Here is a 12,753-nt window from a genome sequence, read left to right on the forward strand (position 1 = left end):
GCGTCCCGTAGGGGACCGCGCAGTAGGCTTGATCGCATGAGTCAGCTTCCGCCCAATCCGACCAATCTCCGCGGCGCCGTGGACCTCAGCGGCCTGGTGAACCGGCCGCAGCCCGGCGAGGGCGACGCGGGCGGCGCGGCGCAGGGCGAGCCCGTCGAGCTGCCCAGCCTGTTCTTCCAGGGCACCGACGCGAACTTCAACGACTTCATCGACCTGTCGATGCGCATCCCGGTCGTGGTCGCCCTCACGGCACCGTGGGCCGACCCGGACCGCGCGCTCGCGACGGTGCTCGACCGCGTGACGAACGACCTCGCAGGCCGGATCGTGCTCGTCCAGGTCGACGTGGACGCGAACCCGCAGCTCGTGCAGGCGTTCCAGGCGCAGTCCGCTCCGGCCGTGGCCGGCATCGTCGCCGGCCGGCCGGTGCAGCTCTTCACCGGAGCGCTGCCGGAGGACCAGGTGCGCGACGTGGTCGCCCAGCTCCTGGAGCTGGCGGCGCAGAACGGGGTCACCGGCACCGCCCAGGTCGACGCCGCAGCGGGGGAGACCCCGGACGCCGACGCCGACGAGCCCGCGCCGGAGCCGCCGCTGCCCCCGCTGCACGCCGAGGCGTACGACGCGATCGACCGCGGCGACTATCCCGCCGCCATCACCGCCTACAAGACCGCGATCGCGCAGGACCCGCGCGACCAGATGGCGATCGCCGGGCTCGCGCAGGTGAGCCTGCTGTCGCGCCTTGCCGGCCGCACGCTGGACGAGATCCGCAACGCAGCCGCCACCGCTCCGGACGACAGCGACGCGCAGCTCGCCGTGGCCGACCTCGACCTCTCCGGCGGCCACGTCGACGACGCCTTCGACCGGCTGCTGACCCTGTTCCCGACGCTCGACGCGGAGGGCAAAGAGGCCGTGCGCGCCCGCATCCTGGAGTACTTCGAGATCGTCGGCGTGGAAGACCCCCGCGTCGGCAAGGCCAGGGCTAGGCTGGCGTCGCTGCTCTACTGACGCGAACCCTCTTACCCGGGCCAGGCGCAGGGCGGCTGACACCCCCCTCGCCCGGAAGGCTCGCGCATGTCCCGTGTGCTCGTCGTCGGTGGGACCGGTCTCGCCGGTCGCGCCGTCACTGCTGAGGCCGTCGCGCGCGGCCACCAGGTCGTGGTCGCCTCCCGGCGCACGCCGGACGACGACGCGGCAGCGTACGTCGACGGCGCGGCCTATGTGACGGCCGACCTCGTGACGGGCGACGGACTCGAGGAGGCGGTCGAGGGCGTCGACGTGCTCATCGACGCGAGCAACGCCGGTGGCCGCCGCGCGTCGTACGTGTTCGCTCACGGCTCCCGCAACCTCCTGCACACCGCCGCACGCTTCGGCGTCGGCCGGGCCGTGCTGCTGTCCATCGCGGGCATCGACGGCGCGCGCTACCCGTACTACCGGTCGAAGCTCGTGCAGGAGAGCACCTACCTCGAGTCCCCGCTGGAGGTCAGGGTCGTGCGCACGACCCAGTTCCACGACTTCGTCACGTCGGTGTTCGAGCGCGGCCGCCGGTTCGGGACGCTGACGGCGCCCTCCGGAACGCGGTTCCAGCCCATCTCGGTGGCGGACGTCGCGCGCGTCCTGGTGGACGCGGCAGAGGGCGTGGGCGAGCCTGGGTCGACCCGCACGGTGGGCGGCCCGCGCGTGGAGAGCGCGCGAGCGCTCGCCCGGCAGTGGAAGGACGCCACCGGCACGCGCCGGCCGATCCTGTCGGTGCGCCTCGGCGGCCCGCTCGGCTCGGCGTGGCGCGCGGGGCGTCACCTTGCACCGGAGCACGCGGTCGACGGCGTCGCGTACGCGGCGTGGCTGCGCGAATCCGCCTGAGCCGAATCCTTCTGAGGGTCAGGGGCGGCGCGGCCGCAGGTACAGCGCTCCCAGCGGCGGCAGCGTCAGCACCGCGGAGGCCGGGCGGCCCATCCACGGCTCGTCGTGCGCGGTGACGCCGCCCAAGTTGCCGACGCCGGAGCCGCCGAAGTCCTCGGCGTCCGTGTTGAGGAGTTCCTCCCACTCGCCGGCGAACGGCAGCCCGACCCGGTAGTCGGCGTGCGGCGCTCCGGAGAAGTTCAGCAGCACCGCGATCGGCGAGCCGTCGCGGTCCTTGCGCAGGAACGCGAGGACGTTGCCCGCCGCGTCGGAGCCGTCCAGCCACTCGAAGCCGCCCGGGTCGTTGTCGAGCGCCCAGAGCTGCGGGTTGTCGCGGTAGACGGCGTTGAGCTGGGCGACGAGGTTCCAGAGCCCGCGGTGGCTCGGCTGGTCGAGCATCCACCAGTCCAGGCCGCGCTCCTCGCTCCACTCGGAGTACTGCCCGAACTCCTGGCCCATGAACAGCAGCTGCTTGCCCGGGTGCGCCCACATGAACGAGAGGAACACGCGCACGTTCGCGAGCTGCTGCCAGTGGTCGCCCGGCATCTTGCCGATCAGGGAGCCCTTGCCGTGCACGACCTCGTCGTGGCTGATCGGCAGCAGGAAGTTCTCGCTCCAGGCGTAGACGAAGGAGAACGTGATCTCGCTGTGGTGGTAGCTGCGCCACATCGGGTTCTCCTGGATGTACTGGAGCGCGTCGTGCATCCAGCCCATGTTCCACTTGAGCCCGAAGCCGAGGCCGCCCGAGGAGGTCGGCGCGGTCACGCCGGCGTAGCTCGTGGACTCCTCGGCGATCATCACCGTGCCGGGGTTGCGCTTGTAGGCGGTCGCCGTGACCTCCTGCAGGAAGCCGATCGCCTCCAGGTTCTCGCGGCCGCCGTGGATGTTCGGCTCCCACTCGCCCTCGTTGCGCGAGTAGTCGAGGTAGAGCATCGAGGCCACGGCGTCGACCCGGAGGCCGTCGATGTGGAACTCTTCCAGCCAGAACAGCGCGTTCGCGACCAGGAAGTTGCGCACCTGCGAGTTGCCGTAGTCGAAGATGTAGGTGCCCCAGTCCTTGTGCTCGCCGCGGCGCGGGTCGGAGTGCTCGTAGAGCGCCTGGCCGTCGAACCGGGCGAGCGCCCAGTCGTCCTTGGGGAAGTGGCCGGGCACCCAGTCGAGGATGACGCCGATGCCGGCCTGGTGCAGGCGGTCGATCAGGTACTTGAGGTCGTCCGGCGAGCCGAACCGGCTGGTCGCGGCGTAGTACCCGGTCACCTGGTAGCCCCACGAGCCGCCGAACGGGTGCTCGGCGAGCGGCAGGAACTCGACGTGACTGTAGCCGAGCGCGCCCACGTAGTCGATGAGCTGGTCGGCAGACTCCCGGTAGCCGAGGCCGGGCCGCCAGCTCCCGAAGTGCAGCTCGTAGACGCTCATCGGCCCGGCGTGCGGGTCGGTGGCGGCGCGGCGCGTCATCCACTCGCCGTCCGCCCACTCGTGTCGGCTGACCGTGACCACGGACGCCGTGTTGGGCGGGATCTCCGCGAACTGCGCCATCGGGTCGATCTTGCGGACCCACTCGCCGTTCGAGCCGAGCAGGTCGAACTTGTAGATGGAGCCCTCGCCGAGCCCCGGCACGAACAGCTCCCAGACGCCGGACGCGCCCATGTTGCGCATCGCGTGCAGGGTGCCGTCCCAGCCGTTGAAGTCGCCGACGACGCGGACCGCGCGGGCGTGCGGAGCCCAGACCGTGAACGAGGTGCCGGTGACGCCACCGAGGTCGCGCACGTGCGCACCGAGCGCCGTCCAGAGCTGCTCGTGCCTGCCCTCGCGGATCAGGTGGAGGTCGAGCTCGCCGATCGTCGGCAGGAACCGGTACGGGTCGTCCGTGGTCCAGGTGCTGCCGCCGTCGTAGCGCGCCTCCAGCTCGTAGGCGCCAGGGCCGACGATATCGACGCCCTGCCAGACGCCGTGGCCGAGGTGCGCGAGCTCGATGTGCGCGCCGGTCGGCAGGATGGCGAAGACCGCCTCGGCGAGCGGCCGCAGCGTGCGGATGACCGTGACCGGGTCCTCGACGCCCGGGGCGGCGACCTGGTGCTGACCGAGCACGGAGTGCGGGTCGTGGTAGCTGCCGGTGGCGACGGCCCGCAGCACGTCGTCGTCGATGGCGGGCAGGTCGACGGCGGCTGCGCCCTCGGGGATCGGGGTCATCGTGCGGCCTCCAACGGCTTGACGGTCAGGATGTGGACGGGCTCGGTGAACGCGTCGAGACGCACGTAGGCGTCCGAGCCCCAGGTCCAGCGCTGGCCGGTGACCAGGTCGCGCACCTCGAACTGCGCGCCTGGCTCGATGCCGAACGCCGTGACGTCGAGGTGGATCATCGTCTCGCGCACCGAGTGCGGGTCGACATTGGCGACGACGAGCACGGCGTCGGGCTTCCCGCTGCGGGTGAACTCGCCTGCGAGGAACTTCGAGTAGACGAGGATCGACTCGTCCTCGCTGCGGTGCACCTGCAGGTTGCGGAGCTGGCGCAGCGCCGGGTGCTCGCTGCGCGCGCGGTTGAGCATGGTCAGGTACGGCGCGAGCGAGCGACCGAGCGCGACGGCCCGGGCGTAGTCCCGCGGCCGGTACTCGTACTTCTCGTTGTCGATGTACTCCTCGGCTCCCGGCCGGGCGACGTTCTCGTACAGCTCGAAGCCGGAGTAGACGCCCCAGGTCGGCGCCGCGGTCGCCGCGAGCGCCGCCCGGATCTTGAAGGCGGCCGGTCCGCCGAACTGGAGGTACTCGGTGAGGATGTCCGGGGTGTTCACGAACAGGTTCGGCCGCAGGAAGTCGGCCGTCTCCGTCGCGAGTCCGGTCAGGAACTCCTCCAGCTCCTCCTTCGTGTTGCGCCAGGTGAAGTAGGTGTACGACTGCTGGAACCCGGCCTTCGCGAGCGTGTGCAGCAGAGCGGGGCGGGTGAACGCCTCGGCCAGGAACACCACGTCAGGGTCGGTCTCGTTGACCGTGTGGATCAACCACTCCCAGAAGTGCAGCGGCTTGGTGTGCGGGTTGTCCACGCGGAAGATCCGCACGCCGAGCGACATCCAGTACCGCACGATCCGCAGCACCTCGAAGCGGAGGCCGTCGTAGTCGTTGTCGAAGTTGATCGGGTAGATGTCCTGGTACTTCTTCGGCGGGTTCTCCGCGTACGCGATCGTCCCGTCCGGGAGCGTGGTGAACCACTCCGGGTGCGTCGTGACCCAGGGATGGTCGGGGGAGGCCTGCAGGGCGAGGTCGAGGGCGATCTCCAGCCCGGCCTGCTTCGCCTTGCCGAGGAAGAAGACGAAGTCCTTCTCGGTGCCGAGGTCCGGGTGGATGGCATCGTGGCCGCCGTCCGGACCGCCGATGGCCCAGGGCGAGCCCGGGTCGTTCGGTCCGGCGTCGAGCGAGTTGTTCGGCCCCTTGCGGAAGGTGCGGCCGATCGGGTGGATGGGCGGCAGGTAGACCACGTCGAACCCCATCGCCGCGACCTCGGGGAGCCGCTTGGCTGCGGTGCGGAACGTGCCGGACTGCCAGCTCCCGTCGGCCGCGCGCTTGGCGCCCTCCGACCGGGGGAAGAACTCGTACCAGCTCCCGACTCCCGCGCGGGTGCGCTCCACCAGGATGGCGCGCGTCGGCGAGAGCGACGGCAGGGCGACCACGGGCCGCTCGGTGAGGATGCGGCGGATCCGGTCGTCGACCGCCGCCTGGAAGCGCTCGTCCACGCCGCGCTCGGCGTCGCCGACGACCCGGGCGGCCTCGGACAGGTGGCGGCGCTCCGCGGTGCTGCGGCGCTTGTCGGTCGCGGCCTCCTCCAGCAGGTCGCGGCCGATGGTCAGCATCAGCTCGACGTCGACCCCGGCGGGCACCTTCACTTCGGCGTTGTGCCGCCAGGTCGCGTACTCGTCGGCGTAGGCCTGGACGCGGTAGCGCCAAAGGCCCTCCTCCTCGAGCTGGACCTCCACGCCCCAGCGGTCGGTGCCTGGGGCGAGCGGCCGCATGTGGTGCTCGACCTGGTTGCCCGACGGGTCGAGCAGGATCAGGTCGACGCCGATCCGGTCGTGCCCCTCGCGGAAGGCGGTGGCCCGGAACGGGACGACCTCGCCGCTGAACGCGGAGGCGGCCCAGTGGCCCTCGTCCACCTGGGGCGAGAGTCCGAGGATCGGGAGCCGGGGGAGGAGGGGCTCGTACTCGGGTGCCGTCTGGACGGGTTCCGGCTCGACGGCTGCCGGCGCCTCCGGTGCTGCGGCGGCTGATGATTTGGTCGCTGCGCTCTTTGCCACATGCCGACCGTACACTCATTCGCAGTTTCGTCATGAGCCCTCATTAACACTCCCGTCACGAGGCGCGTCTATGCTCGTGCGAGTGAAGGCCATCCGTAGATTCACCGTCCGCGCAGTCCTCCCCGAGACCCTCTCCGCTCTGGAGGAGATCGCCGGCAACCTCCGCTGGTCCTGGCACGAGCCGACCAAGGAGCTGTTCGCCCGCATCTCACCGGAGATCTGGCAGGAGGTGGAGCACGATCCGATCGCGCTGCTCGGGTCCGTCGAACCGGCCAGGCTGGCCGAGCTCGCCGCCGACCCCGGCTACGTCGACTGGGCGAACCACGTGCGCGACGAGCTGCGCGCCTACATCCACGACCCGCGCTGGTACCAGTCGCTCGACGACTCGGCGCCGGCCTCCATCGCCTACTTCTCGCCCGAGTTCGGCATCGCCTCCACGCTGCCGCAGTACTCCGGCGGCCTCGGCATCCTCGCCGGCGACCACCTCAAGGCCGCGAGCGACCTCGGCGCTCCGCTGGTCGCGGTCGGCCTGTTCTACCGCTCCGGCTACTTCGCGCAGGCGATCACGCCCGACGGCTGGCAGGTCGAGAGCTATCCGGCGCTCGACCCCGACGGGCTCCCGCTGAGCGTCCTGCGCGACCCGGACGGGGCGCCGGTGCAGATCACGCTCGCCCTGCCGGCCGGCGAACTGCGCGCCAGGGTCTGGCAGGCGGCGGTGGGACGGGTGACCCTCCTGTTGCTGGACACCGACATCCCCGAGAACGACGAGAGCCTGCGCTCGGTGACCGACCGGCTCTACGGCGGCGGCGGCGAGCACCGGCTGCTGCAGGAGCTGCTGCTCGGCATCGGCGGCGTGCGCGCCGTCAAGGCGTGGACCGAGCTCACTGGAGCGCCGGAGGCCGAGGTCTTCCACACCAACGAGGGGCACGCCGGCTTCCTCGGTCTGGAGCGGATCTCCGACCTGATCGGCGAGGGGCTGACCTTCGAGACGGCCCTCCAGGTGGTGCGCGCCGGCACGGTCTTCACCACGCACACGCCGGTTCCGGCCGGAATCGACCGGTTCGACCGGCCGCTGGTCGAGCGCTACTTCTCCACGGCGCTGCTCCCGGGCGTAGAGCCGGCCCAGGTGCTCGCGCTCGGCGCGGAGGACTACCCGGGCGGGTCCGACGCCGTGTTCAACATGGCGGTCATGGGCCTGCGCCTCGGCCAGCACGCCAACGGCGTCTCGCGCCTGCACGGCGAGGTCAGCCGGCAGATGTTCGGCGGCCTGTTCCCCGGGTTCGACAGTCCGGAGGTGCCGATCGACTCGGTGACCAACGGCGTGCACGCGCCGACCTGGACCGACCCGATGCTGCGCTCCCTCGCGATGGAGCGGCTCGGCACCGACGACACCACACACGCCGACTGGGCGAACCGCGGCGCGGTGAGCGACCTCGACCTGTGGAGCGTGCGCACCCGGATGCGCGAGCAGCTCGTCAAGGACGCCAGGCACCGCGTCGCCGCGGCCTGGGAGGCGCAGAACCCCGGCGGGATCGCGCCGGTCTGGATCAACGACCTCCTCGACCCGAACGTGCTCACCATCGGCTTCGCCCGGCGCGTGCCGACCTACAAGCGGCTCACCCTCATGCTGCACGACCCGGAGCGGCTGAAGAACATCCTGCTGCACCCGGAGCGTCCGGTGCAGTTCGTGATCGCGGGCAAGTCGCACCCGGCCGACGACGAGGGCAAGCGCCTCATCCAGAAGCTGGTGCAGTTCGCCTCCGAGCCGGAGATCCGCTCGCGGATGGTGTTCCTGCCGGACTACGACATCGGGATGGCGCAGCTGCTCTACCCCGGCACCGACGTCTGGCTGAACAACCCGCTGCGGCCCCTGGAGGCCTGCGGCACCTCGGGCATGAAGGCGGCGCTGAACGGCGGGCTCAACCTGTCCATCCTGGACGGCTGGTGGAACGAGTTCTACGACGGCGAGAACGGCTGGGCGATCCCGTCCGCCGACGCCGCGGGCGACGGCGCCGAGCGCGACGCGCTGGAGGCCGAGGCGATGTACGACCTGATCGAGCACCTGATCGCGCCGCGGTTCTACGACCGCGACGGCGACGGCGTGCCGGAGACCTGGGTCGGCCAGATCCGGCACACGCTCGCGACGCTGTCCTCTCCCTTGAGCGCCGAGCGGATGGTGCGCGAGTACGTGGAGCGGCTCTACATCCCGGCCGCCGCCAACGAGAAGCGGCTGAGCGCCGACGACTACCGCGACGCGCGCGAGCTCGCCGCCTGGAAGGAGCAGGTGCGATCCGCGTGGCCCGGCGTGAACGTTGCCCACGTCGACGCGGGCGGCCTCGACGCCGTGCCGCAGGTGGGCGACCAGCTCCGGGTGCGGGCCCTCGTGCACCTGAACGGCCTCCGCCCGGAGGACGTGGAGGTGCAGCTCGTCTACGGCCGCAGCTACGACGGCGAGGACCTGACCGGCGTGCACTACGAGCGCCTGACCCTCGATCACGCCATCCCGGGCGCCGACCCGTCGGTCGCGCACGAGTTCTCCGGCGGCGTGACCCTCACCTGGGCCGGCTCGTTCGGCTACACCGTCCGCGTCGTCCCCGTCAACGACCTCCTGCTCTCGTCTGCCGAACTCGGCCTCGTCGCGGCCGCCTGACCACCTATCTGACAGGACACGCCGCCTCAGCCCTGGCAGAGGCGGCGTGTCCTGTCAGTTCGTTCGCGCGATGGGCGCGTAGCTGGCGTTCGTGGCGGCGACGAGCGCGTCGGGCGCGAGCTCGAGGTCGAGGCCGCGACGGCCTCCCGAGACGTACACCGTGTCGAAGAGCTGTGCGGTCTCGTCCACGACCGTGACGTGCCGGGTCTTCTGGCCGATGGGGGAGATCCCGCCGACGACGTAGCCGGTCCGCCGCTCGGCGACGGTGGGGTCTGCCATCACCGCGCGCTTCGCTCCGACCGCTGTCGCCAGCGCCTTGAGGTCGAGCATCCCGGTCACCGGCACGACGCCGACCACGAGCCCGAGCTCGGTGTCGGCCAGCAGGGTCTTGAACACCCGGTCCGGCTCCACGCCCAGCGCGTCGGCGGCCTCCAGACCGTACGACGGCGCCGCCGGGTCGTGCTCGTAGGCGTGCACGGCGAACGGGATGGCCGCAGCTCCCAACGCGACCGTGGCCGGCGTGCCGGCCGAGGCCGGGCGCTTCGCCATCAGGCCGCTCCCACCGGCGTCTCGACGCGGGGGCCGTTCGCACGGAAGAGCTGCATCGAGGTGCCGCCCACCAGGCGTTTGCTGCCCGGTGCGAGCTCGACGCCGTCCTCCAGGATCGGCACCTCCGTCGCGCTGTCCCAGAGGAGCTGGTACGACTCCACACCGGGCGCGACCGGGAGCGACACCTCCACGTCGTCCTCCACGCCGTGCACGATGAGGAGCACGCGGTTGAACTCCTCCTTGTCGGGCGTGGAGGCGGCCAGGTACTGCAGAGTGCGGTTCTCCGGGGAGTTCCAGTCCTCGTCGTCCATGAGCGCGCCGGTGGCGTCGAACCAGTCCATGTGGCTGGCGTTCGGGGTGGTCTGGCCGTAGACGGCGAACCGGCTCGGGCGCAGCGCCGGGTTGTCGCGGCGCAGCTCCAGCAGGCGGCGGGTGGTGTCGAGCATCTCGCGCTGCTCCCTGGTGCGCAGCCAGTTCATCCAGGTGAGCTCGCTGTCCTGGCAGTAGGCGTTGTTGTTGCCGCGCTGGCTGCGGCCGAACTCGTCGCCGGCGGTGATCATGGGCACGCCGGCGGAGAGCAGCAGCGTGCCCATCAGGTTGCGCATCGCCTTGTGGCGGTCGAGCAGCACGTGCTCGTCCAGGGTCGGGCCTTCCGCCCCGTGATTGAAGGAGCGGTTGTTGTCGGTGCCGTCGCGGTTGTCCTCGCCATTGCCGAGGTTGTGCTTGACGTTGTACGCGGTGAGGTCGGCCATCGTGAAGCCGTCGTGGGCGGTGACGAAGTTGATGGAGGCCAGCGGGCCGCGCTCGGGCGAGAACGTGTTGGAGGATCCGGCGAGCCGGGTGGCGAAGCCGCCGATGCCGATCGGGGCCTGTCCGTTGCGGCGCGCCTCGGCGATGTCGGCCAGCCAGAAGTTGCGGACGCGGTCGCGGTAGCGGTCGTTCCACTCCGACCAGCCGTCCCTGCCGCAGGTCCCGTCCGCGTTCTCCGGGCCGCCGGGGAAGTTGCCGGTCTGCCAGCCGCCGATCCCGACATCCCACGGCTCGGCGATGAGCTTGACGTCGGCGAGCGCAGGGTCGCTCAGCATGTCGTTGATGAGCGGGTGGTCGCGGCTGTAGGAGGCGTCCTCCCCGCGGCCCAGCGTGACGGCGAGGTCGAACCGGAACCCGTCGATCTGCACCTCCTGCGCCCAGTAGCGCAGCGAGTCCAGCACCAGCCGCTGCGGGACCGGATGCCCGAAGTCCACCGTGTTGCCGCAGCCGGTGACGTCGATGTAGACGCCGTTAGCGTCCTGCCGGTAGTAGGTGGCGTTGTCGATGCCGCGGAAGCTGGTGCGCGGGCCGCCGATGCCCTCCTCGGCGGTGTGGTTGTAGACCACGTCGAGAATCACCTCGATGCCCGCCTCGTGGAGCAGCTTCACCATGCCCTTGAACTCCCGCAGCACGGCCTCCGGACCATCGGCCTGGGCGGCGCGGGTGGCGTAGGGGGCGTGCGGGCTGAAGAAGTTCAGGGTGTTGTAGCCCCAGTAGTTGGTCAGGCCCTCGCGGATGAGACGCTGCTCGGAGGTGAACGCGTGCACAGGGAGCAGCTCGACGGCGGTGACGCCGAGGTGCTTCAGGTAGCCGATGGTGGCCTCGTGGGCGAGGCCTGCGTAGGTGCCGCGCAGCTCCTCCGGCACGTCCGGGTTCTGGTGGCTGATGCCGCGCACGTGCGCCTCGTAGACGACGGTGTGGTCGAGCGGGGTGCCTGGCTTGCGGGAATCGCCCCAGTCGAAGCCGTCGGCGACCACCGTCGAGCGCCACTCCTCCGGGCCGACCCGGGTCAGGCCCTTGGCGTACGGATCCAGCAGCAGCGTCTCCGGGTTGAACATGTTCTGCGGACCGGACGGCCCGGACACGTTGATCGCGTACAGGCTGCCGACCTGGAGGCTGCGGGAGCGGCCCATCCAGACGTTGTTCGCGTCCTTGACCATCGTCACGGTCTTGGTCCGCCAGTCCGGGTCGTCGCGGTGGAACAGCAGCAGCTCCATCGCGTCGGCGTGCTCGGAGTACACCCGCAGCTCACCGCCGTGCGGACCGATGCGTACACCCAGGTTGCGGAGAGGATCGGTGGCCGTCATGCGTTCTAGAGTAGGACCACACCGCGCCGCACCCTGAAGGAGGCTCCGGTGCCCGTCTACCTCGACCACGCAGCCACCACCCCGATGCGTCCGGAGGCGATCGCCGCCTTCACGGACGCGCTGGGGCTCGTCGGCAACCCGTCGAGCATCCACAGCCAGGGTCAGCAGGCCAAGCGGATGCTGGAGGAGGCGCGCGAGGCGGTCGCGTCCACGCTGGGCTGCGACCCGATCGAGGTCGTCTTCACCTCGGGCGGCACGGAGGCGATCAACCTCGCGATCAAGGGGCTGTACTGGGCCCGCAACGCCGGCGCCGCGCGGCCGCGCATCCTGGCGCCGGGCGGGGAGCACCACGCGACGGTCGACGCGGTGGAGTGGCTGGAGCGCGCGGAGGGGGCGCGCGCGCAGTGGCTGCCGCTCGACCAGGAGGGGCGCATCCTGCCGGCCGTCGTCGCGGAGGCGCTGGCCTCCCCGTCGGACGCCGCGCTGCTCACCTTCCTCGCCGTGAACAACGAGGTGGGGACGATCCAGCCGGTCGAAGCGCTCGCCGCACTCGCGCGCGACGCCGGGGTCCCCGTCCATGTCGACGCGGTCGCGGCGTACGGTCACCTCCCGGTCTCGTTCGCCGACCTGGGCGTCGACGCCCTCAGCGTCTCCGCGCACAAGATCGGGGGACCGGTCGGGATCGGCGCGCTCGTCCTCGGCCGGCGCTCGGCGGTGGTCCCGCTCATCCACGGCGGCGGGCAGCAGCGTCAGGTGCGCTCCGGGACCCAGGACGTCGCGGCGGCCGTCGCGTTCGCGGCGGCGGCGCTCGCCGTGGAGGCCGAGCGCGCCGACGAGGCACGCAGGCTCGCCGGGCTGCGCGACCGGTTGATCCGCGGTGTGCGGGAGGCCGTGCCCGCGGCGGTGCTGAGCGGCCCTGAGCCTTCCAGCGGTGACCGGGTGGCCGCCAACGCCCACTTCGTCTTCCCCGGCGCGCAAGGCGACTCGCTGCTGTTCCTGCTGGACCTCGCGGGGCTCTCGGTCTCCACCGGCGCGGCCTGCACCGCAGGCATCCCCGAGCCGTCGCACGTGCTGCTCGCGATGGGGCGCAGCGAGCAGGAGGCCCGCAGCGCGCTGCGCTACACCCTCGGCCGCACCTCCACCGATGCGGACGTGGACGCGCTGCTCGCGGCGCTGCCGTCCGCGTACGCCCATGCCGCACGCGCCGGCCTGGCCGAGCGCACGCCCGGGAGCCGCTCAGCCGCCACGGCGTAGACTCTCC

General features: G+C 71.5%; 8 protein-coding genes. 4 read left to right on the forward strand and 4 right to left on the reverse strand.

What is annotated here, in order from left to right:
- Positions 1-36 precede the first annotated feature (36 nt).
- Positions 37-1,002: a tetratricopeptide repeat protein gene (locus ABH923_RS00095; protein ID WP_370052920.1), complete on the forward strand. Its 966-nt coding sequence runs from the start codon at positions 37-39 to the stop codon at positions 1,000-1,002.
- Positions 1,003-1,068: 66 nt separating this feature from the next.
- A complete protein-coding gene (locus ABH923_RS00100; protein ID WP_370052922.1) occupies positions 1,069-1,854 on the forward strand; it encodes an SDR family oxidoreductase in 786 nt (261 codons plus the stop codon).
- Positions 1,855-1,872: 18 nt separating this feature from the next.
- Here the strand turns inward: ABH923_RS00100 and glgB are convergent, their stop codons facing one another.
- Positions 1,873-4,083, reverse strand: a complete 2,211-nt coding sequence (glgB, locus tag ABH923_RS00105; protein WP_370052923.1) for a 1,4-alpha-glucan branching protein GlgB — start codon at positions 4,081-4,083, stop codon at positions 1,873-1,875.
- Positions 4,080-6,176 (reverse strand): alpha-1,4-glucan--maltose-1-phosphate maltosyltransferase, encoded by a 2,097-nt coding sequence (locus ABH923_RS00110; RefSeq protein WP_370052925.1) that lies wholly within the window; start codon positions 6,174-6,176, stop codon positions 4,080-4,082. Before ABH923_RS00110 ends, glgB begins: the two co-directional genes overlap by 4 nt.
- An 82-nt stretch (positions 6,177-6,258) precedes the next feature.
- On the opposite strand from ABH923_RS00110, the gene glgP reads away from it, so the two are divergent.
- Positions 6,259-8,826: an alpha-glucan family phosphorylase gene (glgP, locus tag ABH923_RS00115; protein WP_370057245.1), complete on the forward strand. Its 2,568-nt coding sequence runs from the start codon at positions 6,259-6,261 to the stop codon at positions 8,824-8,826.
- Between the two features lie 54 nt (positions 8,827-8,880).
- Here the strand turns inward: glgP and ybaK are convergent, their stop codons facing one another.
- Together ybaK and glgX are read right to left on the reverse strand one after the other, a co-directional pair.
- Positions 8,881-9,375, reverse strand: coding sequence for a Cys-tRNA(Pro) deacylase (gene ybaK, locus ABH923_RS00120; protein WP_370052927.1), 495 nt, complete (start codon positions 9,373-9,375; stop codon positions 8,881-8,883).
- Complete coding sequence (glgX, locus tag ABH923_RS00125; RefSeq protein WP_370052928.1) at positions 9,375-11,492, reverse strand: glycogen debranching protein GlgX; 2,118 nt, start codon at positions 11,490-11,492, stop codon at positions 9,375-9,377. The genes ybaK and glgX overlap by 1 nt, the downstream gene beginning before the upstream one ends.
- A 48-nt stretch (positions 11,493-11,540) precedes the next feature.
- On the opposite strand from glgX, the gene ABH923_RS00130 reads away from it, so the two are divergent.
- Entirely contained in the window at positions 11,541-12,746 is a 1,206-nt protein-coding gene (locus ABH923_RS00130; RefSeq protein WP_370052930.1) for a cysteine desulfurase family protein, read from the forward strand.
- Positions 12,747-12,753 lie beyond the last annotated feature (7 nt).

Source organism: Leifsonia sp. EB41, assembly GCF_041262565.1.
Lineage (GTDB): Bacteria > Actinomycetota > Actinomycetes > Actinomycetales > Microbacteriaceae > Leifsonia.

Excerpts from the sequence above, each read along its gene's own strand:
- ABH923_RS00095 (WP_370052920.1), top strand. The coding sequence starts at position 37 with ATGAGTCAGCTTCCGCCCAATCCGACCAATCTCCGCGGCGCCGTGGAC.
- ABH923_RS00100 (WP_370052922.1), top strand. The coding sequence starts at position 1,069 with ATGTCCCGTGTGCTCGTCGTCGGTGGGACCGGTCTCGCCGGTCGCGCC.
- glgB (WP_370052923.1), bottom strand. The coding sequence starts at position 4,083 with ATGACCCCGATCCCCGAGGGCGCAGCCGCCGTCGACCTGCCCGCCATC.
- ybaK (WP_370052927.1), bottom strand. The coding sequence starts at position 9,375 with ATGGCGAAGCGCCCGGCCTCGGCCGGCACGCCGGCCACGGTCGCGTTG.
- glgX (WP_370052928.1), bottom strand. The coding sequence starts at position 11,492 with ATGACGGCCACCGATCCTCTCCGCAACCTGGGTGTACGCATCGGTCCG.